Genomic DNA, 24,393 nt, shown 5'->3' with positions numbered 1-24,393 from the left:
TCCACCCGCCGCCATGAGCCTGGCGCTGGTGCACAGCCGTGCCCGCGCGGGGGTGCTTGCGCCTCCGGTTCGGGTCGAAGTCCATCTGTCCGGCGGCCTGCCGGCCACGCAGATCGTCGGCCTGCCCGAAGCGGCGGTGCGCGAATCGCGGGATCGCGTGCGCGCCGCCCTGCTCTGCGCGCAGTACGAATTCCCGGCGCGGCGGATCACCGTCAACCTGGCCCCGGCCGACCTGCCCAAGGAGGGCGGCCGCTTCGACCTGCCGATCGCGCTGGGCATCCTCGCTGCCGCTGGCCAGCTCGACCCACAGGTGCTCGGCCAGTACGAATTCCTCGGCGAACTGGCCTTGACCGGCGAACTGCGCCCGGTCGACGGCGTCCTGCCGGCCGCGCTGGCCGCCGCCCAGGCCGGCCGCACCCTGATCGTCCCGGCCGACAACGGCGCCGAGGCCGCACTGGCGCAACACGTGCAGGCCTTCACCGCGCGCACCCTGCTGGAGGTCTGCGCGCTGCTCAACGGCAGCAAGACCCTGCCAGCGGCGACCGCACCGCCCGCGGTCGCCGCGCCCTTTCCCGACCTGAGCGACGTCCGCGGCCAGGCGCAGGCGCGGCGCGCCCTGGAGATCGCCGCGGCCGGGCATCACCACCTGCTGCTGATCGGCAGCCCGGGCTGCGGCAAGACCCTGCTGGCCTCGCGACTGCCCGGGATCCTGCCCGAGGCCAGCGAGGCCGAGGCGCTGGAGAGCGCGGCCATCGCCTCGGTCAGCGGCCGCGGCGTGGATCCGTCGCGCTGGCGGCAACGCCCGTACCGCGCACCGCACCACACCGCCAGTGCGGTGTCGCTGGTCGGCGGCGGCACCCATCCGCGCCCGGGCGAGATCTCCCTGGCGCATCATGGTGTGCTGTTCCTGGACGAATTGCCGGAATGGAACCGGCATGCGCTGGAAGTGCTGCGCGAGCCGCTGGAGTCGGGCCAGGTGACCGTGTCGCGCGCGGCGCGCAGCGCCGAGTTTCCCGCGCGCTTCCAGTTGGTGGCGGCGATGAATCCCTGCCCCTGCGGCTGGGCCGGCGACCCCAGCGGCCGCTGCCGCTGCAGCGAGGACGCGGTGCGGCGCTACCGCGCGCGCATCTCCGGCCCACTGCTGGACCGCATCGACCTGCACGTGGAAGTGCCGCGGCTCCCGCCACAGGCGCTGCGCGCCGATGCGACGCCCGGCGAAGCCAGCGCCGTCGTGCGCGAGCGCGTGGAGCTGGCCCGGCAACGCCAGCAGGCGCGTGCCGGCCGGCCCAACGGCCAGCTCGGCCACAGCGACACCCTGCGCGACTGCCGCCTGCAGCCACGCGACGAGGCGCTGCTGGAACAGGCCATCGACCGCCTGCGGCTGTCGGCGCGTTCGTTGCATCGGATCCTGCGCGTAGCCCGCACCATCGCCGACCTGGACGCAAGCGAGCGCATCGCCACCGCGCACCTGACCGAGGCCATCGCTTACCGGCAGTTGGACCGGGGCGAGCCCGCACAGGCGCCGGTGGCGCGCAGCGCGTAAGGCATCCGGGACACGGTTGCGTCGCTGCCGGCTGGGTACGGCGGATATCTGCCCCATTCACCGCACGACCTGGCGTGGGCACGCCTTGCGGACAAGTGATCGGCGGCATCGCGCATGCGCCCGGATGTCGATCGCCTGGGACGCTTTTTTACACTTGCTTCCGCCGCATCGTTCAGGACTCGCGGTCGCGCAATCGGTCCACTGAGCGCCGGCCATCGCCGCTCGGCACGATGCCACGGCTACTGAGGGCCACAGCCCCCTCAGATACAGATGTTCCAGGCGGATTTCTCCGCCTGGAACACAACCACGGTAATGCGTCGGGTCGATCAGGGCAGCGAGGTGTAGGGCTGCCGCCACGGATTGACTTCGACGTAGCTGCGGCCGGTCACGGCGGCGCCGTTGAGGGTGCCGACCACTTGCGACGCGCCTTCCCAATACGTGCGGTGCCCGGTCCAGAGCATCTCCTGGTCGTCGACCAGCGGCGTGATGAGCAGGTTGCCTTCCGGCAGGATCACGTTCCACTTCGACTCGTAGGTGTAGCCGGAGTTCGGACTCGTCCAGGTCGCCAGCCGCTGCAGGTCCATCTGGTCGCCGGACACCGGGGTCGCCACGCCCTTGGATACGCGCGTGCCGAACTTGTTGGTGATGGCGCCGGTGTTGGGATCCTGCAGGTAATACAGCATGTACTGGGTGTCGTTATCCATCTGGATGGCGAACCAGTTCCAGCCGCCGCCGAAGAACGAGCCGTTTTCGTCCGACGCCATGCCCTTCACGAACCACTGGCGATCCTGCCACGACGTGCCGATGATCTTGATCGGCACGCCGTTGTCGTAGACCGTGCCTTCGGTATCCAGCGCCGTGGACGAGTAGTAGGCGGAGGTCTTGGCGATGGGCCGGTAGTCCACCACGCCATTGCCGTTATGCAGCACGAACGGCAAGTCGCTGCTGGTCTTGAGGTCGATGGCGAAGCGTCCATCGCCGAGGGCGCCCTTGATCGTGTAATTCTGCTGCGAACCGCTGATCGACCAGTCCTTGTTGGTGAAATCGAACGATCCCTTCCGATCGGGAATCTGCTCGGTGACGACGCGCTCTTCCACCTTGTGCAGCTTGTTGTTGACGTCGGTCACCGCGAAGTGCCAGGAGTAGGTGGCAGGTCCGGAGCCGATCGGCCACAACTGGAACACGGTGACTTCGTAACCGAACTCGCGCTTGGCACCGCTCGGGTCCACGCCATACAGGTGGCCGACGAAATACCACCATTCCAACTGGCTGTGGTGCGGACCTTCGTCGCGCGGCAATTGTATCGGTGCAGGCTCTTCGAACACCTGCGCGGCCGCGGGTGCGGACGAGAAGCCGCACGCGATGACCATGGCAGCGGCGAGCCAGCCGCGGAAGCGGCTGAACGTTCTGGTGGATAGACGCATTGTGATCCCCTGAAAAGTGATGACGGATGTCATGCTGGCTGGATGCGATTGGACGACTTCAAGGCAGGACGCGCGCACCCCATTCCACGCCCCACGGATTCATTTCGGCGAACGCCTTGCCGGTGATCGATTTCCCCGCCACGGTGCCGACCACCTTGGCCGGACCCTCGAAATAGAACTTCTGCGTGGCCGGCGCATACAGCTCGGCGTCCTGCAGCATCGGCGTGATGGTGATGGCGCCGTCCGGCAAGGTGACCTTCCATTGCGCCGGATAGGTGTAGCCGGTATTGGGACTCGTCCAGCTGCCGATCCGTTGGAGCTTGAGCGCGCTGGGATCGAGCGGCGTGTAGTGACCGTCGGCGGTCTTGACGGCGAGCGCCTGATCGACCGTGCCGTCGCCCTTGATGAAGAAACTGATGTTGTATTGGCTGTTGTCGTCCAGCGACACGCCGAACCAGGTCCATCCGCTTTTGGCATCGCCGGGAATACCGTTGGCCCACTCGTGGTCGTACCAGGAGGTGCCGGTGACCTTGACCGGCACGCCGTGATCCCACACCGTGCCGCTGGTTGCATTGACGTTGAAGGAGTAATACGGCGAGATGAATTCACCGTAGGTTTCCACGCCATTGGTGCCGTTCAACGTGGGTTTCTGCAGCGCCTGCGTGCCGAGATCGATGGCGTAATCCATGTCCACAGGCGCGGCCTTGGCATAGTAACTCCCCATCGAACCGCCCATCTGGAAGCCGGCGACGTCCAGATCGAAACGATCGGTCGAGGTGGTGAATGGCCCGGTCACCACCTGCTTCTTGAAGCGAAAGTCGCCGCGGTCAAGATCCGAGATCGCGAAATGCGCATCGTAGATCGGCGGGGTATTGGCGACGCCGACAATCTGGAATACCACCATTTCGTACGCGTATGAGTGTTTTCCCCCAGAAGGATCGGTCCCGTCCAGGAAACCGGTCATATACCACCATTCGGCAGGCTGGCGATGGGAAGCTTCGTCGTGCGGGAGCGAGATACTTGTTTCGATGGGTGGAAATGTCCCGATCGCCTGCGCTGCCGCCACCGGCGCAAGCACTGTCGCAGGAAACGCGAGAGCGGCGATCGCGAAAGCATGCACGAGTCCGTGCATCCGAATCATTTTCATGACGGAATCCCCTGACTGGTATTGAGCAAGTAGCAACTGCAGCTGATGAAATGCGTGGAACACGACGTCGCCTTGTGCAGTGCAGCGATATCGTGTTCGACGAACATCTATTCCCGCCTTTTCGGCTGTCAATGCTTCATCTTTAAATACTTCGATCCTGTAACGGACGTCTCATCGTGACAGTGCGCGGCGCTTCAATCGATGCTCGCGATCGTCCGATTTATAACCAGTTTCTGACAGGCGAACCGAGGCAATGCGCAACTCGCAAAAAGATTGCCCATACTCTTCGCTCGCAATAAGAACGGACCTGCCGCGCATAAAAATCCGCCGGTCACGCTTCCTGTCTAAATAATCGTCCAGCGCAAGTTGTTCCACGCCGCGGTATTCGTGAGCAGAGGCTCAAAGCATCCGATCGGCCGCGGCCACCGCATCGGCGATCAACGCGTTGCAACGGCGCGCATGGGTGAAGGTCATGCCGTGCGACGCCCCGGCCAGCACCTCATGGCGCGCCTGCGGCAGCCAGGCCGCCAGCGCGGCGGCGTTGTCGCGGTACTGGGCCGGGCTACGTTCGCCGGCGACCAGCAACACCGGCATCGCCAGGGTGGCGGCCTGCTCGGGCCGGTACGCCGGGAGTGCATCGCCGATCTGCGGCACCAGGGTCTGCGCGTTGTCGCGCACCATCTGTCGGAAACTCGCGCTGCTGCGCGCCCAGGCGCCGGGCTGGCTGACCGAATCGACGAAGCATTCCAGGCCCGCCTCGACCTGGCCGCTCTGCAGCAGCGCGATCGCCTTCGCGCGGACCGCCTGCACCTCGGCTGGCAGGCCCTGCGGCTGCGGGCCGCCGGGATCGAACAGGGTCAGGCTCGCGATGGCATCCGGCCGCAGCAGCGCCGCCTGCCAGGCCACGGCGGCGCCGCGAGAATGGCCGACCAGATGCACCGGTCGCGCTTCCTCGGCGATGAAGGCGGCGAGCTGCTGCGCATGCCAGCGCCAGCCGAACGCATGTCGCGATGCCGAGGGCAGCCGCGGGTAGTACTGGCCCAGGCTCAGTGCGCTGAGCTGGAAGCGATCGGCCAGGCCGCGCAGTTGCGGCGACCAGTAGCGGTAGTCGCACAGCGCCCCGTGCACCAGCAATACCGGCGCGCCCTCGCCCACCCGCAGATAGGCCAGCGCATCATCCGCGCCGAGCCGGCGCACCTCAGGCTTGGGCAAGGGCGTCCGCGGACTGGTCATGCCCCTGCGCTTCTCGACGGAACAGACCTGGCGCGCGGGCGAAAGCCGTCAGTGTCGGCGTCCGTGCTGCGATATCGGGCAACACGCGCGGACACGGGAAGCAACAAGATGGGTGCAGGCATGCGCATACGATAGCGGTGTTGCAGACGCAGGCGTGGCGACGCTGGCCCGCCTGTCGGCCCAGCAACCGGATCGTCAGGCCGATGCTCGGTGGAACCCGGTGCGGCGCCCTCCGCTCGCGACCTGCCAGCCGGGCAATGCCAGTTCCGGCGCTTCTGGGTCGAGGCAGTCATCGCGGCCAGCGGGGAAGACACGCGGCATCGGCGATCGGTCGCCGGAAACCGCCATGCGAGCAGAGCATGCAGTGCGGTACTGAGTTGGCGCGCCCGGAGGGATTCGAACCCCCGACCAATGGCTTCGGAAGCCACTACTCTATCCGGCTGAGCTACGGGCGCAACGGACGCGCATTCTAACGACATTCGCCGGCCGCGTCTCCCCCACGCGCCCTGGCCAGCGATACGCCTTCCCGGACCGGCCGCTGAGCTCGCCGCACCCCGCTCCGCCTGGCATCGCGCCAAGCCTGGCGACCAGGCCCTCGGCGCTGAAAGCGCGCGCAGCGTCGTCTGCCTGCATGATCGGCGCAACGGCGGACGCCAGCCCGGCGCCCACTCGGCCCCACCATCGCCAGCCCCAGGCGCGGCAGCGCACACCACCGCAGCAGCATCGCGTGCTGCCGCCCACACGGCACGGCTGCTACCCTTGCGCGATGGGTTACGAACGTTACGAAACGCCTGCCGCGCTGCCGCCGCGCGCGCGCCTGGGCCAGTACTGGAAGCTGCTGCGCGGCGACCGACCGATCGGCGTGCTGCTGCTGCTGTGGCCGACCTGGTGGGCGCTGTGGCTGGCCGCCGATGGGGTGCCGCCGCTGTGGACCCTGTGCGTGTTCACCGCCGGGGTGTGGCTGACCCGCTCGGCCGGCTGCGTGATCAACGACTACGCCGACCGCTGGCTGGACCCGCAGGTCGAGCGCACCCGCAGCCGGCCGCTGGCCACCGGCGCGGTCAGCGGCCGCGAGGCGCTGGCGGTGTTCGCGGTGCTGATGCTGGTGGCGTTCGCGCTGGTGCTGACGATGAACGCGCTGACCATCGGCCTGAGCGTGGTCGGGCTGTTCCTGGCCGCCAGCTATCCCTACCTGAAGCGCTACACCTATCTGCCCCAGGTCTACCTGGGCATGGCCTTCGGCTGGGGCATCCCGATGGCGTTCGCGGCGATCCGCGGCGAGGTGCCGGCGCTGGGCTGGCTGCTGTACGCGGTCAATATCCTGTGGGCCACCGCGTACGACACCTGGTATGCGATGGTCGATCGCGAGGACGACCTGCGCGCCGGCTCCAAGTCCACCGCCATCCTGTTCGGCGAACTGGACCTGGTCATCCAGGGAGTGCTGTACGCGCTGATGTTCGTCGCGCTCGCCTTCGTCGGCCACCGCGCCACCCTGGGCGTGTGGTACTGGGCCGGCCTGGGCGTGGCGGCACTGCTGGTGGCCGCCGAGTTCCGCATGGCCCGGCACCGCGAACGCGCGGCGTGCTTCCGCGCCTTCCTGCACAACAACTGGGTCGGCCTGGCGATCTTCGCCGGCATCGCCGCGGCGCTGGCGTTCCGCGCGGCCTAGGGTCTGTCGTCGCCCACGCGCAGCGCGCTCTGAAACTCTGCCCTGCGCAGGCCGACTCTCGCGCCAGGCCATCGCGAGTCAGCGGCGATGCGCCGCGCCGGCCGCGGCCTCGCAAAATGCTGGCTCGCCCCGACGCGCAATGCTGACATCGTGACGCCCAGTCAGTGCCCATCTCCAGCCAGGCCAGCGGTTCGTCCCACGCAGGACCGGAGAACGACGCGGCATCCCGCCGCGCCTCATCGCACCGGCACGTTCTAGCGCTTGCCGTCCTGCGCTGGCGCATCCGCGGCCGGCGCGCGGGTCAACAGCGCGAACGCCCGCTGCTGTTCCTGCACGTCCTGCAGCCCGCTGATACGCAGGCTGTCGCCCGGCAACGGCGCCATGATCGTGGCCACGGTCAGCACCCGTCCGTCGGCCAAGAGCGCGATCGGCTTGCCGACATTCTGCTCGGTGGCCTGGGTCAGACGTTGGCCGTGTCCAGGAAAGCGCAGATCCAGCGCCGGCTGCCCATCGCCGTTGTCGGCGGGCGCCACGGTCGCCGCATTCTCGACGACCAGCAGCGGCTGCGGCGCCAGGTACACCGGCTGCCCGTGGTAGTCGGCCTGGGCATAGTCGGGCGCGGGTGTGTGGCTGACCAGGCGCCATTCCATCTTCGCCTTGACCGGGCTGGCATCGGCGGCGTCCGGCGCCTTGCCGTCTCCACACCCGGTGGTACCGAAGACACACAGCGCCATCGACAGACCCAAAGCCATCCAGCGCATCGCAAGCTCCTTTCGTTGAGGTCGTCACGATCATAAAGCCGCGTGCGTCTGCCGACCGTTCATACGCACAGGCACAAGCGCCTGGCGGAGACCGCCGCTGCAGCGCGTCGGCCGATTCGCGCGCGACGCGGCGCGTACCGGTTGTCTTGCACGGCACGCAACGCGTCCCGCCCCGGGCGCCTTCCAGCTGAGCCCAGCCGCCTGCACCCACGCGCGCGACAGAGGCGCCACGCTCACGGCACCCGCGCCACCACCCAGGCATCGACCCGGGCGACGCCGGCACGCCGCAGTGCCTGTGCCGCGGCGTGCAGGGTCGCGCCGGTGGTCATCACGTCGTCGACCAGCGCCACATGCGCCGGCAGCACCGCCGACGCCGGCACCGCGAACGCACCGCGCAGATTGCGCCGGCGCGCGCGGGCATCCAGTTCGGATTGTGCAGCGGTCGCCCGCACCCGCTGCAGCTCCAGGCACAGCGGCAGCGCCAACGCGCGCGCCAATGGCCGCGCCAGTTCCAGCGCCTGGTCGTAGCCACGCTGGCGCAGCCGCGCCGGATGCAGCGGCACCGGCAGCAGCGCCTGCGGCCGCGGCAGCGCCGCGCAGCGTGCCTGCAGCAGCGCGGCGAGCAACCGCCCGGCTGCCAGGTCCTGGTGGAACTTGAAGCGGCGCAACAGGCCATCGACCGGTGCGGCGTACACGCAGGCGCTGGCGACCCGCTCCAGCGGCGGCGGCCGGCGTTGGCACACGCCGCAGACCTGCTCGGCATCCAGCGCCGGCAACGGCAGCGCACAGCGGCAGCAGGCCGCCGCATTCCAGGGCATGCCTTGGCAACAGGCCACACACAGGTCCAGGCCCGGCACGCCAGGCTCCCCGCAGACCAGGCAGCGTTCCGGCAGCAGGCGGCGCTGCAGCCACCGCCAGCCACCGTCAACCAAGCCGGCCACCGTGAAGTTGACAGGACTTTGCATGCTCACCAGACTGCCCGCTTTCCCAGCCGCTGACCGTCAGGAAACCCCCATGTCCGCTGTCGTCCGACACGACTGGCAACGCCAGGAATTGCTTGCCCTGTTCGATCTGCCGTTCCCGGAACTGCTGCACCGCGCCGCCGCCGTGCACCGCGAACACTTCGATCCGGCACAGGTGCAGGTGTCCACCCTGCTGTCGGTGAAGACCGGCGGCTGCCCGGAGGACTGCGCGTACTGCCCGCAGGCGCAGCGCTACGCCACCGGCGTGGAAGCGCAGAAGCTGATGAGCACCGAGGCGGTGCTGGACAAGGCGCGCCAAGCCAAGGCCGCCGGCGCCTCGCGGTTCTGCATGGGCGCGGCCTGGCGCTCGCCCAAGGACCGCGACATCCCGAAGGTGGCGGAGATGATCCGCGAGGTGAAGGCGCTGGGCTTGGAGACCTGCGCCACCCTGGGCATGCTCGACGGCACCCAGGCGCAGGCGCTGAAGGCGGCCGGGCTGGACTACTACAACCACAATCTGGACACCGCGCCGGATTTCTACGACTCGATCATCCACACCCGCCAGTACCAGGACCGCCTGGACACGCTGACCCACGTCCGCGACGCAGGCCTGAAGACCTGCTGCGGCGGCATCGTCGGCATGGGCGAGTCGCGCGACCAGCGCGCCGGCCTGCTGCAAGCGCTGGCCAACCTGCCGGTGCATCCGGACTCGGTGCCGATCAACCGCCTGGTGCAGGTCGCCGGCACCCCGCTGCACGGCACGGTCGAGCTCGACCCGTTCGAGTTCGTGCGCACGATTGCCGTTGCCCGCATCGCGATGCCGCGGGCGATGGTGCGGCTGTCGGCCGGGCGCGAGAGCATGAGCGACGAACTGCAGGCGCTGTGCTTCTGCGCCGGCGCCAACTCGATCTTCTACGGCGAGAAGCTGCTGACCACCGGCAACCCGGACACCGAGCGCGACCAGGCCCTGTTCGCGCGGCTGGGGCTGCGGCCGATGCAGGTGACGGTGGACGCCGACGCGCACGACCACCCCGGCACCGTGCACGCGGACATCACCGCCCAGCCCACGCCGGCGATCGCCGCCGCCCTGGTCTGAGCCCGCCCCGCGCGTCCGTCCGCCGATCCGGCCGTCCATCGCCGGCGGCGCCCGGCCCGGCCGGGGACGCGCTACGCTAACCGGCCAGTTGCCCGTCCCGCGCCCATGGCCCGTCCCGACCTGCACGACCGCATCCAGTCCGCACGCGCCTTGCGCGAAGCGCAGGGGCGCCTGCGCGTGCGCCGCAGCGTCGGCCGCCGCGACGGCGTGCGCCTTGAGGTAGACGGCCGCTGGCTGACCGGCTTCTGCAGCAACGACTACCTGGGTCTGGCCCAGCAGTTCGAAGTGGTCGCGGCGCTGCAGGACGCGGCCGCGCGCGAGGGCGCCGGCGCCACCGCCTCGCACCTGGTGTGCGGCCACCACGCGCTGCACGAGGCGCTGGAACACGAGATCGCCGACTGGCTCGGCTATCCGCAGGCGCTGCTGTTCGGCAGCGGCTTCATCGCCAACCTGGCGGTGCAGCAGGCGCTGTTGAGCGAGGAAGAAGACGTGTGCGTGCAGGACCGGCTCAACCACGCCAGCCTGCTCGACGCCAGCCGCCTGGCCGGCTGCCGCCTGCGCCGCTATCCGCACCTGGATGCCGAAGGCGCGATGCGCCAGCTCAAGCACGCCGCCGACGGTGCGGCGATGCTGGCCACCGATGGCGTGTTCAGCATGGACGGCGACGTCGCCCCGCTGCGCTCGCTGGCGCTGGTGGCACGCACGCAGCAGGCGCTGCTGTACGTGGACGACGCGCATGGCGTTGGCGTGGTCGGCCCGCATGGGCGCGGCAGCGTCGCCGAGGCCGGCCTGGGTGTGGACGACGTTCCGCTACAACTGGTGACCCTGGGCAAGGCGCTGGGCGGCTACGGCGCCGCAGTGGTCGGCGATGCGGCGCTGATCCGGCACCTGGCCGAAACCGCGCGGCCGTATCTGTACACCACCGCGCTGCCACCGGCGCAGGCCGCCGCGTCGCTGGCGGCAGTCAAGCTGGCGCGGCGCGACCAGTGGCGGCGCGAACGCCTGGTCGAACTGATCGCCCTGTTCCGTGGCGGCGCACGCCGGCATGGCCTGGAACTGATGGCTTCGGACACGCCGATCCAGCCGCTGCTGTGCGGCGAGGAGCGCACCGCGCTGGCGTGGTCGACGGCGCTGGAACAGGCCGGCTACCTGGTCTCGGCGATCCGTCCACCGACCGTGCCGGAAGGCAAATCGCGGCTGCGCGTGACCCTGTCGGCCCTGCACACGCCGGCGCAGGTGCAGGCGCTGCTGGATGCGCTGGCGCTGGCCCGTGATCGCGTGGCCGCGCATCCGCCCGGCCTGCCGGCGTGAGCGAGGACACCGCACAACGCAAGATCTGGGAGGCGCTGTCGGAGCTGTACCTGGACGATGCGGTCGACGCCCGCCATGCGCACATCGCCGCCGTGCTCGCCGCCTCGCCGTTCACCACCGACGCGCTCTGGCAGATGCTGCGCGACGACGTGCATCCGCGGCTGGCGCCCAACCTGCTGACGCCGGCCGGCGCCTGGCAAGGCATCGACGGCGACTGGCTGAGCGCGGCGATCCAATGCCGCGGCGGCGTGCACCGCTGGTCGGCCTGGCGCACCCGCGACTATCCGCGCCGGCAGTGGCACCTGCTGCTGCCGCAGGTGCTGGCGCAGCGCGCGACGCACTGACGCGGCAGCCGACACGCCTTCCTGTTTCTTCGCGACGACCGACGACGATGCATATCGACACCCTGGGGCAGGGCCCCGACCTGGTCCTGCTGCACGGCTGGGCGTTGAACGGCGGCATCTTCGCGCCATTGGTGGAGCGCCTGTCGGCGCAGTACCGCCTGCATCTGGTGGACCTGCCCGGGCACGGCCACAGCCGCGGCGACGACACGCCGCTGGCGCTGCCGCATGTGGTCAGCACGATCGCCGCGGCCACGCCGCCGGCGGTGTGGCTGGGCTGGTCGCTGGGCGGACTGTTCGCGCTGCATGCCGCCGCCACGCAACCGCAGGTACGCGGGCTGGCGATGCTCGCGGCGACGCCACGCTTCGTGCGCGGCAGCGACTGGCCGCACGCGGTGGAGCCGCAGGTGTTCGAACAGTTCGGCCGCGATCTGGCCGAGGACTACCGCGGCACCCTCGAGCGCTTCCTGGCACTGGACACGCTCGGCTCGGCGCACGCCCGCGCCGAACTGCGCACCCTGCGCGAAGCGCTCGACGCCCGCGGCGCCCCCGACCCGCACGTGCTGCAGGACGGGCTGACCCTGCTGGAACGCACCGACCTGCGCCGCGCCCTCCCCGGCCTGCGCGTACCCAGCCTGTGGATCGGCGGCCAACGCGACCGCCTGGTCCCGCCCGCGGGCATGGAGGCCGCCGCGGCACTGGCGCCGAACGCACGCGCGCTGACCATCGCCGGCGGCGGCCACGCCCCGTTCCTCGGCCATGCCGACACCGTCGCCGAAGCGCTGCGCGGATTTCTGGGGACGCTGGACTAGCGGCGTCGCGCCGCGTACGCCGCGCGCGTTCCGCGATCGCGGCGTAGGTACGGCTTTCAGCCGCGATAGGCATGCTCGGCCAAGCCCGTCGCGGCTGAAGCCGCTCCTACGCGCGTCCCGTGCGCTGCGCCACGGGCCGCGTCGCAGCGGCGATCATCCGCGTGGTCCGCCTGGATCACGTACTCGTGGGAAGCAAAAGGTAGTTCCAGTGTAGGAGCGACTTCAGTCGCGACGCCGGCCCGCCAATCGCGTCGCGACTGAAGTCGCTCCCACATCGCAGCACGCAGCACCATGCAGGCACAGGCGTCCGCCACGGCCGCGCAGCAACTAACGACGGACATCCTGCGCCCGCCGACGCCGTCATCAGATCGCCAACGATCACGCCGCTCCTACGCGTGGTCACGTGCGCGGCGCGCAACACAACGCTGTAGCGACGACAGCCGATCGTCTTTGTTCATCGGCGTACATATGATCTCGGAAGACGAAAGCTCGCCCCCCTGTAGGAGCGACTTCAGTCGCGACGCATGGCAGCCAAACGCATCGCCGCAAAGCCGCTTTCGCATTTGCCTGTATGGCACACAACCCTTTATTTCACACAGCTCCGCTGGCCGCCGCAACGCCGATGTCCGATGATCGTGACTTCTTCGAACCGGAGTGCACGCATGGACCTGGGAATCGCCGGCAAGTGGGCGCTGGTCTGCGCCGCGAGCAAGGGGCTGGGACTGGGCTGCGCGCAGGCGCTGGCCCGCGAAGGCGTCCACGTGACGATCGTGGCGCGCGGCCAGGCCGGGCTGGATGCGGCCGCGGCGCAGTTGCGCGCGCTCGACGGCGGTGGCGAGGTGGTCGCGGTGGCCGCGGACATCGCCACCGAATCCGGACGCGCCGCCGCACTGGCCGCCTGCCCACAGGTCGACATCCTGATCAACAACGCCGGCGGTCCGCCGCCCGGCGATTTCCGCGAGTGGGAACGCGAGGACTGGCTGCGCGCGCTCGACGCCAACATGCTGGCGCCGATCGCATTGATCCGCGCCACCGTCGATGCGATGCAGGCGCGCGGCTTCGGCCGCATCGTCAACATCACCTCGGCCGCAGTGAAGGCGCCGATCGACAGCCTGGGCCTGTCCAACGGCGCGCGCGCCGGCCTCACTGGCTTCGTCGCCGGGCTGGCGCGGCGCACGGTGGCGCACAACGTCACCATCAACAACCTGCTGCCGGGGCAGTTCGACACCGATCGCCTGCGCGGCAACATCGCCCACGCCGCACAGCGCGAGGGTGTCGACCCCGCCGCACTGGCCGAACGCAAGCGCCGGCAGATTCCGGCCGGGCGCTTCGGCACCGCGGAGGAGTTCGGCGCGGCCTGCGCCTTCCTGTGCAGCGCGCAGGCCGGCTACCTGAGCGGACAGAACCTGTTGCTGGACGGCGGCAGCTATCCGGGGACGTTCTGAAAAGCCGGGATTGGGGATTCGGGAGTGGGGGGATTCGTAAGCCGAGATTGGCGGCGCGTGCGCAGAACGCGGTGATGCAGACGCCACAACTGGCCGCAGCGCGGCGCGGGCGGCGATAATGCGCGGATGGATCCTTCCGCGTTCGACTCCCAGCACATCCGCCGCGCGTTCGCGCGTGCCGCCGCCAGTTACGACGCCGCCGCGGCGCTGCAGCGCGAGGTGCAGGGGCGCTTGCTGGAATCGCTGGACTACCTCGGCGACCGCGTCCCGCAGGTGGTGCTGGACGTGGGCAGCGGCCCGGCGCATGCCGCCGCGGCGATGAAGAAGCGCTGGCCGCGCGCGCAGGTGATCGCGCTCGACCAGGCCCTGCCGATGCTACAGCAGGCCAAGCGCCAGGCCGGCTGGTGGAAGCCGTTCGGTCGCGTCTGCGCCGATGCGCGCGCGCTGCCGCTGGCCGAGCACAGCGTCGATGTGATCTTCAGCAATCTGTGCCTGCAGTGGGTCGAGGACCTGCCGGCGGTGTTCGCCGGGTTCCGCCGCGTGCTCAAGCCCGGCGGGCTGCTGCTGTGTTCCAGCTTCGGCCCGGACACGCTGATCGAACTGCGCGAGGCATTCGCCCAGGCCGACCGGACCACGCCGCACGTGAGTCGCTTCGCGCCGATCGCGCAATTCGGCGATGCGCTGATGCTGTCGGGCTTCCGCGATCCGGTGCTGGACCGCGACGTGTTCAACCTGACCTACCCGGACCTCGCCGCGTTGATGCGCGAACTGCGCGCGATCGGCGCCACCAACGCGCTGCAGGCGCGCCGCCATACCCTCACCGGCCGTGGCCGGTTCGCTGCCGCCACCGCCGCCTACGAGCCGCTGCGCGGCGCCGACGGCACCCTGCCCAGCACCTGGGAAGTGATCTACGCGCACGCCTGGGCGCCGCCGCCGGGTGCGCCGATCCGCGAGGGCGGCGGCGAGATCGCCGCGGTGCCGCTGTCAGCGATCCCGATCCGCCGCCGCGGCGACTGAGCCGGGCCGCACCCGGAACAGCACCCGCCCCTGGTAGGGCGCACCGAGCGCCTGCGCGTGCATACCCTTTACGGCGATGCGTTCGGCCACCTGCGGCCAGGCCACCTCCTTGCACACCCACACGCGGCCGGCACGTGGTTGCCGCAGCAGCGTCGCCAGGTCGGCGTCGTACTCGGGACCGAAGCGCGGCGCATCGGGCAATGGATCCAGGCGGATCTTGCGCACCTGCGCGCCCAGTTCCAGGCGCAGGCCGTAGCGCGCCATGTCTTCGACGAACACCACCTCGCGCACCGGTGCGCCGGCACGCTGGGCGATCGCCTGCGCCCAGGCGCCGGCGTCCTTGTGTGTGGGCAGCAGCGCCAGCGCCAGCTTGAGCGCCAGCAACAACGCGCACCACGCCAGCAGCCACGGCCAGCGCCACGGCACGCGCCCCTCCTGCGCGCGCTGCCATGCCGCCAGCAGCGCCAGCGGTACGAACAGCGGCAGCACGTACAGCGGCAGCCGCGAGCGCGACAGGCACAGCACCAGCAGCGGCACCAGCAGCCACAGCGTCAGCAGCAGCGGCGCGGCCTGCTGCAGGCGCAGTGCAGGATCGCGCCACCACTGTCGCAGGTGCTGCGGCAGCTGCCAGGCCCAGCGCGCCAGCGCCGGCGTCCACGGCAGCGTGCCCAGGACCAGGATCGGCGCATACGCCACCGCCCAGCCGTACCACTGCGCGTTGCGCCCGAACGCGTCGCTGGCCACACGCTTGACCACCTCGTCGCCGACGAAATACTGCAGCAATCCCGGATGGCCGTGGATCACCGCCAGATACCAGGGCAGCGCCAACACCGCGAACAGGACGATGCCGGAGATCTGCAGCGCGCGCCGCGGCGGCCCAGGCGTCACCGCGTTGAACAGCAACAGTGCCGGCAGCGGCAGCAGGCCGGGCGGGCCCTTGGTCATGAACGCCAGGGCGAAGCCGGCCCACATCGCCGCGATCCAACGCTTGCCCTGGCCGGGCGGATGCGCCCGCGCTTCGACGAAGGCCCATACCGCCAGGGTCTCGCAGGCGGCGAGCAGGAAGTCGGTGGAAATCCATTGCGACGCGCCGAACGGCGCCAGCATGGTCGCGTAGAGCAGCGCCGCCTGCGCCGGCAGTTCGGGCCGTTCGGGAAACAGCCGCGCGGCCAGGCGCCAGACCAACAGCACGCACAGCAGGTACGCCAACGCCGAGGGCAGCCGCGCCGCCCACGGCGACGGCCCGAAGACGGCAACACTGGCGGCGATCACCCAGTAGGTCAGCGGCGGCTTGGTCCAGTGCGCCACGTCCTCGCTGCGCCGGGGCGTGAGCCAGTCGCCGCTGTGCAGCATGTTCAGCGCGACGTTGGAGTAACGGCCTTCGTCGGCGTCCCAGATCCCGCGCATGCCCAGCAGGGCCAGGGCGAGCGTGCAGGCGAGCAGCGCCACCGCGACGGCCGGGGAACGAAGCAGCGCGCGCATCGGCAGTCCTCTCGGTCGGCGCGGCGACCATAGCCGCGGCGCCTGCGGCCGCAGATGACCGCCGGCGGACAGTTCTGCGACAGCGCGAACGCGCCGGCTTCAGGCCGGCGCGCGACTCACGCGGAGACCTGCGCGATCCAGTCTTCCAGGTTGTAGTAGTTGCTGACCCGGGCGATCTTGCCGTCGCGGATGTCGAAGAACGCCCCGCCCGGCAGCACGTAGCGCTGGCCGCGCGCCTCCGGCAGGCCGGTGTCGGTGTGGTGGTATTCGCCGTGCACCACGTACTCGGCCGCGGCGCGGCGACCGTCCTGCGCGGCCAGCACCACGATGTCCTGCAACTGCTCGCGGTAGCTGGCGTTCATGCGCTGCAGGAAGGCGGCGAACGCCTCTTTGCCGATCTCGCGCGCGCCCTGGTTGAGATCGTGGGCGACGTCGTCGCTGAGCATACCCAGCATGCCGTCCCAGTCGCCGCGGTTGAACGCGGCGTAATAGGCCTGGACCAGGGCGATGGCCTGATCCTGCGCAGGAACTCCGTGGTTGCTCATGGCTGCCGCCCTCGGGCCGTGGAAAGGCCCATCATACGGTCTCGCTGCCGCGCTCAGGCGGCCTGCTCCAGCAGGTCGCGATGGAAGAAGTACAGCTCCTGCAGCAGGAAGCGCCAGCGGGTCTGGAAGCTGCGGAAGCGGCTGCTCGGCGTCGACGAGGCCAGCGCGTCGATCTGCAGTTCCTCGCACAGCCGCAGCGCCCGCGCCATGTGCAGCGGATCGCTGACCACGATCACCCGGTGCAGGCCGTGCTCGCGCATCAGCCGGCGCGCCTCGATCAGGTTCTGCCGGGTGGTGCGCGACACCGTCTCGATCAGGATCGCGTCGGCCGGCACGTCGTGGCGCAGCGCGTAGCGCCGGGCCACCTGCGACTCGGCGAAGCGCGCGCCGTTGCCGAAGCCGCCGGTGAAGATCAGGGTCGGCGCGTAGCCGCGCTGGTACAGGTCCAGGCCGTGGCGGATGCGCTCCTCGAATACCGGCGAGGGCTTGGCGTCGTAGGCCGCCGCGCCGAGCACGATGATCGCGTCGGCCGGCGCCGCCTGGTCGCGGTCGCCGACCCAGACGATGTAGATCGCCACGCCCAGCAGCCACAGCCCCAGCAACGCCGCCAGGCGCAGCAGCCAGCGCAGCCAGCGGAAGCCACCCCGCGCTCTCATGCCGCGCCCCACGGCAAGGCGTCCAGGTCGACGTTGCCGCCGGACAGGATCACCCCCACCCGGCGCCCGGCGAAGCGCGCCGGCTGCGCCAGTACCGCCGCCAGGGCGATCGCCGAGGACGGCTCCACCACCTGCTTGAGCACCTGCCACAGCAGCCGCATCGCCGCCACGGTCGCCGCGTCCTCGACCACCAGCACCTCGGCATGGCCGTGCAGCAGGGCGAAGTTGGGTTCGCCGAGGCTGCCGCGCAGGCCGTCGCAGACGGTGTCCGGTTGCATGTCCACACGGCGCTCGCCGGCAGCCAGCGAGCGCGCGGTGTCGGCGGCGCCGGCCGGCTCGGCCAGCAGCAGCTGCGCCTGCGGCGCCCGCGCCGACAGGGTCAGGCGGCTGCCCGCGGCCAGGCCGCCGCCGCCGACCGGCACCACCAGCAGATCCAGCCCGCCGCTGGCATCCAGCAGTTCCAGCGCGGCGGTGCCCTGCCCGGCGATCACCGCCGGATCGGCATAGGGATGCACCAGGGTCGCGCCGGTGTCGCGCTGCACCTGGGCGCACAGCGCCTCGCGCGCGGCGATGCTCGGTGCGCACCGCCACAGCGTGGCGCCGTGGCGGGCGATGTTGGCGAGCTTGGCGGCGACCGCCCCCTCCGGCACCACCACATGGCAGCCGATGCCACGGGTGCGCGCGGCCAGGGCCAGGGCCGCGCCGTGGTTGCCGGAAGAGTGGGTGACCACGCCGCGCTTCGCCTGCGCCGGGTCAAGTGCCCACACCGCGTTGCAGGCACCGCGGAACTTGAACGCGCCGCCGCGCTGCAGGTGTTCGGCCTTGAAGTACAGCTGCGCGCCGGTGGCGGCATCGAGCGCCCGCGAGCGCAGCACCGGGGTCGGCCGCGCGTGCGCGGCAATGCGTGCGGCGGCCGCCAGGACGTCGCCGAACTCGGGCAGAAAACGTGAGACCATGCGCGAAAGGGTAGCGTATCGTCGCCAACGTGCAGCGTCCGCCAACCGTGCCGGTTCGCCGCCGTTGCGCGCAACTTAAGCGTTCAAGTGCAGCCGATGAAGTTAAGGGGGGATTCAATGCCACGGACCGAACCTGTCAGCCAGCCTGCTGGAGGGCAAACGCCATGAAACTGCGCCTGATCTGCGCCGCTGGACTGCTGGCCGCACTGGGCGGCTGCGCCACCTACGATTACGCCGGAGGCGGCGACGGTGGCTACTACCGTGGCGCCCCCTCGGTCGAATACCGCTATCCGGCCGGTTACTCCGAGTACTACTCGCCCTACGGGGCGGTGCCCTACTACGGCTACGGCCCGGCGTACTACGGCTACTACGGGTATGGCGTGCCGTATTACTACTACCGTGGCTACGACGGCCCGCGTCACCGCCCGCCGCCGCGTCCGCGGCCGGACGACGGTGGTTCGCGCCCGCCGCCGCCGCCGCCCAGCGTGGGCGGTCGGGTGCCCTCGCCCTGGCGCGACATGGATCGCCTGCGCCGTCCGGACGCGCTGAATTCGGCGCCACGGCCGCAGTCCATGCAGCCGGCGCGGCCAGCGATGCAGCGTCCGGAAGGCATGCAGCGTCCGCCGGCGCCGCGCCCCGGCAATATGGGTCGCAGCAATGGGACACGTCGCACACTCGAACCCTGAGAAAGGGCTTGCGTTCGCCTGTCCCAGCACGCACTCTACGTCCTACGGGGTGACCGTCTGCGTCGCTTTATGACCCGAAGGGGTCGACCCCACCGTCTATGTCGATGTCCGACAGGGAAATCTGGATCCCCCCTGTTCCGGCCCTGTCGGGCGTCGGCGCCTCACAACGAAAAGCCCCGGTTCGCCGGGGCTTTTCGCGTTGGGGCCTTGCCGTTGCTGGCGCGGCGCCGGCGATGCGCGAAAGACGGGCATAAAAAAGGGCCGGTAGTCCCCCGACTACCGGCCCCCAGCTCCCCCAACGTGCGCGTGACTGGCCCCTGTTCCAATTCCAGTCATACGCCCCTGACGCATTGCCACGTTGGGTGCAGTGGGAATATCTGCAGATTGCGTGCCAACTTGAGGCCCGGATCTGCAATTTGTGATGCAACCGCTAAAATTCCTGTTCCCGCCCTGGGCGATCCCGCCTGCGGCCCCCTGCTGCCGGTCCCGCGCCGGCCGACGAGACCCCGATGAGCGACTCCTTCTACCGCTATGACGTGATCGTGATCGGCGGCGGCCATGCCGGCACCGAGGCGGCGCTGGCGTCCGCGCGTGCCGGCGCGCGCACCCTGCTGCTGACCCACAACGTGGAAACGGTGGGGGCGATGAGCTGCAACCCGGCCATCGGCGGCATCGGCAAGGGCCACCTGGTCAAGGAGATCGACGCGCTGGGCGGGGCGATGGCCCAGGCCGCGGACCTGGCCGGCATCCAGTGGCGCACCCTCAACGCCTCCAAGGGCCCGGCGGTGCGCGCGACCCGCTGCCAGGCCGACCGCAACCTGTACCGCAGCGCGATCCGGCGCCTGGTCGAGGCGCAGCCGAACCTGACCCTGTTCCAGGCCGCGGTGGACGACCTGGTGATGGACGGCGAGCGCGTGCGCGGCGTGCTGACCCAGACCGGGCTGCGCTTCGAGGCCGCGGCGGTGGTGCTGACCGCCGGCACCTTCCTGGCCGGCAAGATCCACATCGGCCAGACCCAGTACGCCGGCGGCCGCGCCGGCGATCCGCCGGCCACCGCGCTGGCGCAGGCGCTGCGCGATGGCCGCTTCGGCGTGGACCGGCTCAAGACCGGCACCCCGCCGCGCATCGACGGGCGCAGCCTGGACTACACGGCGATGGAGGAACAGCCCGGCGACGATCCGCTGCCGGTGATGTCCTTCCTGGGCGAGGTCGCCCAGCATCCGCGCCAGGTCTCGTGCTGGATCACCCACACCACCGAGCGCACCCACGCCATCATCCGCGGCGCGCTGGACCGCTCGCCGCTGTACACCGGGCAGATCGAGGGCATCGGCCCGCGCTACTGCCCCTCGATCGAGGACAAGGTGGTGCGCTTCGCCGAAAAGGCCAGCCACCAGATCTTCGTCGAGCCGGAAGGCCTGGACGTGGTCGAGATCTACCCCAACGGCATCTCCACCTCGCTGCCGTTCGACGTGCAGCTGGAGCTGGTGCGCTCGATCCGCGGCTTCGAGCGCGCCCACATCACCCGCCCCGGCTACGCCATCGAATACGACTTCTTCGACCCGCGCGGGCTCAAGGCCTCGCTGGAGACCAAGGCCATGCCCGGGCTGTTCTTCGCCGGGCAGATCAACGGCACCACCGGCTACGAGGAAGCCGCCGCGCAGGGCCTGATCGCCGGCCTCAACGCCGCGCGCCAGGTGCGCGGGCTGGAGCCGTGGTCGCCGCGCCGCGACCAGGCCTACATCGGTGTGCTGATCGACGACCTGATCACCCACGGCACCAGCGAGCCGTACCGCATGTTCACCAGCCGCGCCGAGTACCGGCTGCAGTTGCGCGAGGACAACGCCGACGCGCGCCTGACCGGGATCGGCCACGACCTGGGCATCGTCGATGCAACGCGCTGGGCGCGCTTCCAGGCCAAGCAGGACGCGGTGGCACGCGAGAACGAGCGCCTGCGCGCGCTGTGGGCCACGCCGGGCAACGCGCTGGGCCGCGAGGTCGCGGCCACGCTGGGCGTGGCGGTGAGCCGCGAAACCAATGTGCTGGACCTGATCAAGCGCCCCGAGCTGGACTATGCCGCGCTGATGCGGGTGCCGTCGCTGGGCCCCGGCGTGGCCGATACGCAGGTGGCCGAGCAGGTGGAGATCGGCATCAAGTACGCCGGCTACCTGGACCGGCAGCGCGAAGAGATCGCGCGCCAGCAGCGCCACGAAGACACCCCGATCCCGGCCACGTTCGACTACGCGCAGGTGCGCGGGCTGTCGGCCGAAGTGCAGCAGAAGCTCGAGCGCGTGCGTCCGCAGACCGTAGGCCAGGCGCAGCGCATCCCCGGCATGACCCCGGCCGCGATCTCGCTGCTGCTGGTGCACTTGGAACGGGCGCGGCGCAGCCGGGTGGCGTGATCTGCCCCGGACGCGCATCGCCCGCGGCATTCGCGTCGGCGTCCACTGTCATGCCGCCGCGACAAGCGAAGCCGAAAGCCGACTGACACCCGCCGTCGTCGGGACTGAAGTCCCTCCCACAGTGCAGTCCTCCGACAAGGCGAGTGCCGCACCTGCGGGAGCGGCTTCAGCCGCGACGAGCGGAGTGGGCCGGCGATCGGACCTCGGAGCGCTCGGGTCCGAAGTCCCTCCCAGAACAAGCAGTTCGACAGGTCCGTGCCGGCAACCGACCGTGCATCGTTAGGAGTCCCCTGTCTTCAGCCGCGACAGGTTCCCTTAACGCCTGCCGCGGCTGAAGCCGCTACTACAGCATGCGGGCGGTACACGGCGCGATGCATTGCGATCGCGCCGTGCGGCATTCAGTCCCAGACGACCACCGGCAGTAGACGCTGTCGCAGCAACAGCGCCGCCAGGTCCAGAGTTTCGCCGGCCACGCGCATCACGCTGCCCATGTTGATGAAGCCGTGGATCATGCCGGGGTGGACACGTACCAGGGTTTCCACGCCGGCCTCGCGCAGGCGCTGCGCGTAGTGCAGGCCTTCGTCGTGCAGCGCGTCGCGGTCGGCCAGCACCACCAGCGCCGGGGCGACGCCGGCCACGTCCGGCGCCACCACCGGCGAGATGCGCCAGTCCGACCCAAGCGACGGGTCGGGCAGATACTGATTGTCGAAGAAGCGCATCGCCGCTTCGGTCAGCGGCGGGATGCCGGCGTTGTGTACGCGCGAGGGGAAGGGATTGTCCGGGCGCACGTCGGTGAGCGGATAGATCAGGATCTGGCAGCGCAGGGCGATGCCGGCATCGCGCGCGGCCAGCGCGGCGCTCGCCGCCAGGGCGCCGCCCATGCTGTCACCGGCGATGGCCAGGCGCTGCGCATCGGCGCCGACCTCGCCCGGGTGCGCGGCCAACCAGTGCAACACGGCGATCACGTCCTCGATGCCGGCCGGCGCCGGATGCTCGGGCGCCAGCCGGTAGTCCACCGCCAGCACCTGGCAGCCGGCACGCGCTGCCAGTTGTCGGCACACGTCGTCGTGCGAGTCGAGGTCGCCGACCACGCCGCCGCCGCCATGCGCGTAGAGGCAGGTCGGCGCCGGGCCTGCGTCGAGGCCGTGCGGCCGGTACAGACGCAGCGGAATCGGCGCGGCCGGACCCGGCGCCTGCAGGTCGCGGACCTCTGCCATTTCCACACGCGCGAAACCGAACTGCGCAGCGACGCCACGCATCATCGCCCGCGCCTCGGGCAAGGGCAGTTCCTCCATCGGTGGCTGCCCGGACTGCTGCGCCAGGGCGAAGAAACGGACGACGTCTGGATCGAAATACATGGGTGGCCCTCCCGGGGCGGCTGCACAAGCGGCGTCGGCCAAATTGTTATTGCCGATAACCATTTTCGCAAATAAGCGAAATGGAACGACCATCACGGCGCTTGGCGGGTCAACGGCAGGCGGCCGGTCGCGGTGGCGAAGAGGTGTGCGCAATGCAGGCGTGGCAAGGCTTCACGCGGCTTGCGGCACACGCTGGCCGGTATCGCACCTGCACCGCCGCCGCATTGCAGCGCAGCATGGGCGTGCGCGAATGGGGCTCGCGCCACGGCGTGCCACCGATTCCCAGGTGCGCCGCGTCGAGGTTGGCGAGCGTCCGCTGGCGTTGTGAGTCGCAGCGCCCGCTTGGCGTCCGGTCACGCCGCGCTGTGTCGGCGGCGCGTTGATCAGCCCCAGCCGAAGGGCACGGTCGCGCGCCTGTGGCTCCGTGGCGATATTGGATTCGGTGCAATCGCACAGGCCCCGATTGAGCAGATCAGCCGATGCGTTCAGCCTCGCCGAGGCCATGAGCGCCTTGCAAGCGGCCGTGGGGCTGCTGCATGCGGTCGCCCAGGCAGAGAGACTGGGCCACATGCTCGTTTACGGCGCGGCATGCTCGTGGGAGGAATGACAGCCCTAGTCGTCCTGCTCGGCGGCCTCACGGCCCTGCTGGCGAATGATGGCTTCCTGCCGCGCGTCCTCGATCGAGGCGCGCACCGCGCGTACGTCGGCACGGCGGGTATCGAAGGTGAAGCGGCCGGTGAGCACGCTGTCCGGGCGCAGCGTGCCCTTCTCGTACAGCGCCCACATCTCCTCGCCGTAATGGGTGGCGTTGAGCTCGGGCGCGAAGCGGCCCAGGCAGTCGCGCAGGTTGTGCACGTCGCGCAGCAGCATGGTGCGGGCGGCGTTGTTGCCGGCGGCGCTCACCACCTGCGGGAAATCGATCACCACCGGGCCATCGGCGCCGACCAGCACGTTGTATTCGGACAGATCGCCATGGACCAGGCCCAGGCACAGCATCTTCACCACGTCGCCGACCAGCTGCGTGTGGAAGGCCTCCGCCTGCGCCGGTTCCAGCTCGACTTCGCCCAGCCGCGGCGCGCTCTGGCCGTCGGCATCGGTGACCAGGTCCATCAGCAGCACGCCATGGAAGTAGCCGCGCGGCTGCGGCACGTGCACGCCGGCATCGACCAGCTGGTACAGGGCGTTGGCCTCGGTGTCCTTCCACGCGGCTTCCTGCTCGCGGCGGCCGAACTTGCTGGCCTTGCCGATCGCCCTCGCCTGGCGGCTGCCGCGCACCTTGCGCCCTTCCTGGTACTGCACGCGGGCCTGGAAGCTGCGCTGCGCCATGTCCTTGTAGACCTTGGCGCAGAGCACGTCGTCGCCGGCCTGGACCACGTAGACCGCGGCCTCCTTGCCGCTCTTGAGCGGGCGCAGCACGCCGTCGATGACGCCATCGTCGATCAGCGGCTGCAGGCTCGGGGGGATCTTCATCAGCTACGGGCACCTTGGGGTGGAGCCGGGATTATGGCCCACCCCCGCGCCGCGCCCGTCGACAAACAATCGCAGCGCCG

Annotated in this window: 22 protein-coding genes and 1 tRNA gene; 10 read left to right on the top strand and 13 right to left on the bottom strand. The window is 70.3% G+C overall.

Annotated elements, in window-relative coordinates; genetic code table 11:
• The first annotated feature begins 13 nt into the window (after positions 1-13).
• Positions 14-1,543 carry a YifB family Mg chelatase-like AAA ATPase gene (locus tag GGR66_RS19650; protein WP_184450057.1) on the top strand — a complete coding sequence of 510 codons (1,530 nt, stop codon included), beginning with the start codon at positions 14-16 and terminating at the stop codon, positions 1,541-1,543.
• 326 nt (positions 1,544-1,869) lie between these two features.
• On the opposite strand, the gene GGR66_RS19645 is transcribed toward GGR66_RS19650, so the two are convergent.
• The 5 genes from GGR66_RS19645 to GGR66_RS19625 all read right to left on the bottom strand — a co-directional run bounded on the left by GGR66_RS19645 (position 1,870) and on the right by GGR66_RS19625 (position 5,802).
• Positions 1,870-2,967: a lipocalin-like domain-containing protein gene (locus GGR66_RS19645; RefSeq protein ID WP_255421805.1), complete on the bottom strand. Its 1,098-nt coding sequence runs from the start codon at positions 2,965-2,967 to the stop codon at positions 1,870-1,872.
• Between the two features lie 58 nt (positions 2,968-3,025).
• Positions 3,026-4,114 carry a carotenoid 1,2-hydratase gene (locus GGR66_RS19640; protein WP_237475386.1) on the bottom strand — a complete coding sequence of 363 codons (1,089 nt, stop codon included), beginning with the start codon at positions 4,112-4,114 and terminating at the stop codon, positions 3,026-3,028.
• A gap of 171 nt (positions 4,115-4,285) precedes the next feature.
• A complete protein-coding gene (locus GGR66_RS19635) occupies positions 4,286-4,489 on the bottom strand; it encodes a hypothetical protein (protein ID WP_160968670.1) in 204 nt (67 codons plus the stop codon).
• A 24-nt stretch (positions 4,490-4,513) separates the two neighbouring features.
• The gene (locus GGR66_RS19630; RefSeq protein ID WP_184450055.1) at positions 4,514-5,347 is read right to left on the bottom strand and encodes an alpha/beta fold hydrolase; all 834 of its coding nucleotides are present in this window, start codon (positions 5,345-5,347) and stop codon (positions 4,514-4,516) included.
• Between the two features lie 378 nt (positions 5,348-5,725).
• Positions 5,726-5,802 (bottom strand) — tRNA-Arg (locus GGR66_RS19625).
• Positions 5,803-6,113: 311 nt separating this feature from the next.
• On the opposite strand from GGR66_RS19625, the gene ubiA reads away from it, so the two are divergent.
• Positions 6,114-7,016, top strand: coding sequence for a 4-hydroxybenzoate octaprenyltransferase (gene ubiA, locus GGR66_RS19620; RefSeq protein WP_184450053.1), 903 nt, complete (start codon positions 6,114-6,116; stop codon positions 7,014-7,016).
• Positions 7,017-7,270: 254 nt separating this feature from the next.
• Here the strand turns inward: ubiA and GGR66_RS19615 are convergent, their stop codons facing one another.
• Together GGR66_RS19615 and GGR66_RS19610 are read right to left on the bottom strand one after the other, a co-directional pair.
• Entirely contained in the window at positions 7,271-7,777 is a 507-nt protein-coding gene (locus tag GGR66_RS19615; protein ID WP_184450051.1) for a preprotein translocase subunit SecD, read from the bottom strand.
• A 233-nt stretch (positions 7,778-8,010) separates the two neighbouring features.
• Entirely contained in the window at positions 8,011-8,742 is a 732-nt protein-coding gene (locus tag GGR66_RS19610; RefSeq protein WP_184450050.1) for a ComF family protein, read from the bottom strand.
• Between the two features lie 49 nt (positions 8,743-8,791).
• Here GGR66_RS19610 and bioB point away from each other — a divergent pair, with 49 nt between their 5' ends.
• The 6 genes from bioB to bioC all read left to right on the top strand — a co-directional run bounded on the left by bioB (position 8,792) and on the right by bioC (position 14,761).
• Positions 8,792-9,835, top strand: a complete 1,044-nt coding sequence (bioB, locus tag GGR66_RS19605; protein WP_160968680.1) for a biotin synthase BioB — start codon at positions 8,792-8,794, stop codon at positions 9,833-9,835.
• Between the two features lie 105 nt (positions 9,836-9,940).
• A complete protein-coding gene (gene bioF / locus GGR66_RS19600; protein WP_160968682.1) occupies positions 9,941-11,146 on the top strand; it encodes an 8-amino-7-oxononanoate synthase in 1,206 nt (401 codons plus the stop codon).
• On the top strand, positions 11,143-11,490 hold the full coding sequence (locus tag GGR66_RS19595) for a hypothetical protein (RefSeq protein ID WP_184450048.1): 348 nt from the start codon (positions 11,143-11,145) through the stop codon (positions 11,488-11,490). Before bioF ends, GGR66_RS19595 begins: the two co-directional genes overlap by 4 nt.
• 47 nt (positions 11,491-11,537) lie before the next feature.
• Entirely contained in the window at positions 11,538-12,299 is a 762-nt protein-coding gene (gene bioH / locus GGR66_RS19590; protein ID WP_184450046.1) for a pimeloyl-ACP methyl ester esterase BioH, read from the top strand.
• Positions 12,300-12,961: 662 nt separating this feature from the next.
• Positions 12,962-13,744 carry an SDR family oxidoreductase gene (locus tag GGR66_RS19585; RefSeq protein ID WP_184450044.1) on the top strand — a complete coding sequence of 261 codons (783 nt, stop codon included), beginning with the start codon at positions 12,962-12,964 and terminating at the stop codon, positions 13,742-13,744.
• A gap of 126 nt (positions 13,745-13,870) precedes the next feature.
• Positions 13,871-14,761 (top strand): malonyl-ACP O-methyltransferase BioC, encoded by an 891-nt coding sequence (bioC, locus tag GGR66_RS19580; RefSeq protein WP_184450042.1) that lies wholly within the window; start codon positions 13,871-13,873, stop codon positions 14,759-14,761.
• Here the strand turns inward: bioC and GGR66_RS19575 are convergent.
• From GGR66_RS19575 to GGR66_RS19560, 4 genes are all read right to left on the bottom strand, one after another.
• Positions 14,729-16,243 (bottom strand): glycosyltransferase family 39 protein, encoded by a 1,515-nt coding sequence (locus GGR66_RS19575; protein ID WP_184450040.1) that lies wholly within the window; start codon positions 16,241-16,243, stop codon positions 14,729-14,731. The two genes, bioC and GGR66_RS19575, sit on opposite strands and share 33 nt — an antisense overlap.
• Positions 16,244-16,359: 116 nt before the next feature.
• Complete coding sequence (locus tag GGR66_RS19570) at positions 16,360-16,788, bottom strand: ketosteroid isomerase-related protein (RefSeq protein WP_184450039.1); 429 nt, start codon at positions 16,786-16,788, stop codon at positions 16,360-16,362.
• A 53-nt stretch (positions 16,789-16,841) separates the two neighbouring features.
• Positions 16,842-17,456, bottom strand: coding sequence for a YdcF family protein (locus GGR66_RS19565; RefSeq protein WP_160968696.1), 615 nt, complete (start codon positions 17,454-17,456; stop codon positions 16,842-16,844).
• Entirely contained in the window at positions 17,441-18,400 is a 960-nt protein-coding gene (locus GGR66_RS19560) for a pyridoxal-phosphate dependent enzyme (protein WP_184450036.1), read from the bottom strand. The genes GGR66_RS19565 and GGR66_RS19560 overlap by 16 nt, the downstream gene beginning before the upstream one ends.
• A 164-nt stretch (positions 18,401-18,564) precedes the next feature.
• Between GGR66_RS19560 and GGR66_RS19555 the strand changes: the two genes are divergently transcribed.
• Together GGR66_RS19555 and mnmG are read left to right on the top strand one after the other, a co-directional pair.
• Positions 18,565-19,086, top strand: a complete 522-nt coding sequence (locus GGR66_RS19555) for a hypothetical protein (protein ID WP_160968700.1) — start codon at positions 18,565-18,567, stop codon at positions 19,084-19,086.
• A gap of 509 nt (positions 19,087-19,595) precedes the next feature.
• Complete coding sequence (gene mnmG, locus GGR66_RS19550) at positions 19,596-21,485, top strand: tRNA uridine-5-carboxymethylaminomethyl(34) synthesis enzyme MnmG (protein WP_184450034.1); 1,890 nt, start codon at positions 19,596-19,598, stop codon at positions 21,483-21,485.
• 398 nt (positions 21,486-21,883) lie between these two features.
• On the opposite strand, the gene GGR66_RS19545 is transcribed toward mnmG, so the two are convergent.
• Positions 21,884-22,843: an alpha/beta hydrolase gene (locus tag GGR66_RS19545; RefSeq protein WP_184450032.1), complete on the bottom strand. Its 960-nt coding sequence runs from the start codon at positions 22,841-22,843 to the stop codon at positions 21,884-21,886.
• A gap of 612 nt (positions 22,844-23,455) precedes the next feature.
• Complete coding sequence (locus GGR66_RS19540; protein WP_184450029.1) at positions 23,456-24,313, bottom strand: PA4780 family RIO1-like protein kinase; 858 nt, start codon at positions 24,311-24,313, stop codon at positions 23,456-23,458.
• Positions 24,314-24,393: the final 80 nt, after the last annotated feature.

Source organism: Xanthomonas sp. 3498 (genome assembly GCF_014199795.1).
Lineage (GTDB): Bacteria > Pseudomonadota > Gammaproteobacteria > Xanthomonadales > Xanthomonadaceae > Xanthomonas_A > Xanthomonas_A rydalmerensis.
This window is presented reverse-complemented; position numbering and strand designations above follow the sequence as displayed.

Excerpts from the sequence above, each read along its gene's own strand:
- GGR66_RS19560 (WP_184450036.1), bottom strand. The coding sequence starts at position 18,400 with ATGGTCTCACGTTTTCTGCCCGAGTTCGGCGACGTCCTGGCGGCCGCC.
- bioB (WP_160968680.1), top strand. The coding sequence starts at position 8,792 with ATGTCCGCTGTCGTCCGACACGACTGGCAACGCCAGGAATTGCTTGCC.
- bioF (WP_160968682.1), top strand. The coding sequence starts at position 9,941 with ATGGCCCGTCCCGACCTGCACGACCGCATCCAGTCCGCACGCGCCTTG.
- GGR66_RS19555 (WP_160968700.1), top strand. The coding sequence starts at position 18,565 with ATGAAACTGCGCCTGATCTGCGCCGCTGGACTGCTGGCCGCACTGGGC.
- GGR66_RS19575 (WP_184450040.1), bottom strand. The coding sequence starts at position 16,243 with ATGCGCGCGCTGCTTCGTTCCCCGGCCGTCGCGGTGGCGCTGCTCGCC.
- GGR66_RS19630 (WP_184450055.1), bottom strand. The coding sequence starts at position 5,347 with ATGACCAGTCCGCGGACGCCCTTGCCCAAGCCTGAGGTGCGCCGGCTC.
- GGR66_RS19610 (WP_184450050.1), bottom strand. The coding sequence starts at position 8,742 with ATGCAAAGTCCTGTCAACTTCACGGTGGCCGGCTTGGTTGACGGTGGC.
- mnmG (WP_184450034.1), top strand. The coding sequence starts at position 19,596 with ATGAGCGACTCCTTCTACCGCTATGACGTGATCGTGATCGGCGGCGGC.
- GGR66_RS19640 (WP_237475386.1), bottom strand. The coding sequence starts at position 4,114 with ATGAAAATGATTCGGATGCACGGACTCGTGCATGCTTTCGCGATCGCC.
- GGR66_RS19650 (WP_184450057.1), top strand. The coding sequence starts at position 14 with ATGAGCCTGGCGCTGGTGCACAGCCGTGCCCGCGCGGGGGTGCTTGCG.
- GGR66_RS19615 (WP_184450051.1), bottom strand. The coding sequence starts at position 7,777 with ATGCGCTGGATGGCTTTGGGTCTGTCGATGGCGCTGTGTGTCTTCGGT.
- GGR66_RS19585 (WP_184450044.1), top strand. The coding sequence starts at position 12,962 with ATGGACCTGGGAATCGCCGGCAAGTGGGCGCTGGTCTGCGCCGCGAGC.
- GGR66_RS19540 (WP_184450029.1), bottom strand. The coding sequence starts at position 24,313 with ATGAAGATCCCCCCGAGCCTGCAGCCGCTGATCGACGATGGCGTCATC.
- bioC (WP_184450042.1), top strand. The coding sequence starts at position 13,871 with ATGGATCCTTCCGCGTTCGACTCCCAGCACATCCGCCGCGCGTTCGCG.
- GGR66_RS19545 (WP_184450032.1), bottom strand. The coding sequence starts at position 22,843 with ATGTATTTCGATCCAGACGTCGTCCGTTTCTTCGCCCTGGCGCAGCAG.
- GGR66_RS19570 (WP_184450039.1), bottom strand. The coding sequence starts at position 16,788 with ATGAGCAACCACGGAGTTCCTGCGCAGGATCAGGCCATCGCCCTGGTC.
- GGR66_RS19645 (WP_255421805.1), bottom strand. The coding sequence starts at position 2,967 with ATGCGTCTATCCACCAGAACGTTCAGCCGCTTCCGCGGCTGGCTCGCC.
- bioH (WP_184450046.1), top strand. The coding sequence starts at position 11,538 with ATGCATATCGACACCCTGGGGCAGGGCCCCGACCTGGTCCTGCTGCAC.
- ubiA (WP_184450053.1), top strand. The coding sequence starts at position 6,114 with ATGGGTTACGAACGTTACGAAACGCCTGCCGCGCTGCCGCCGCGCGCG.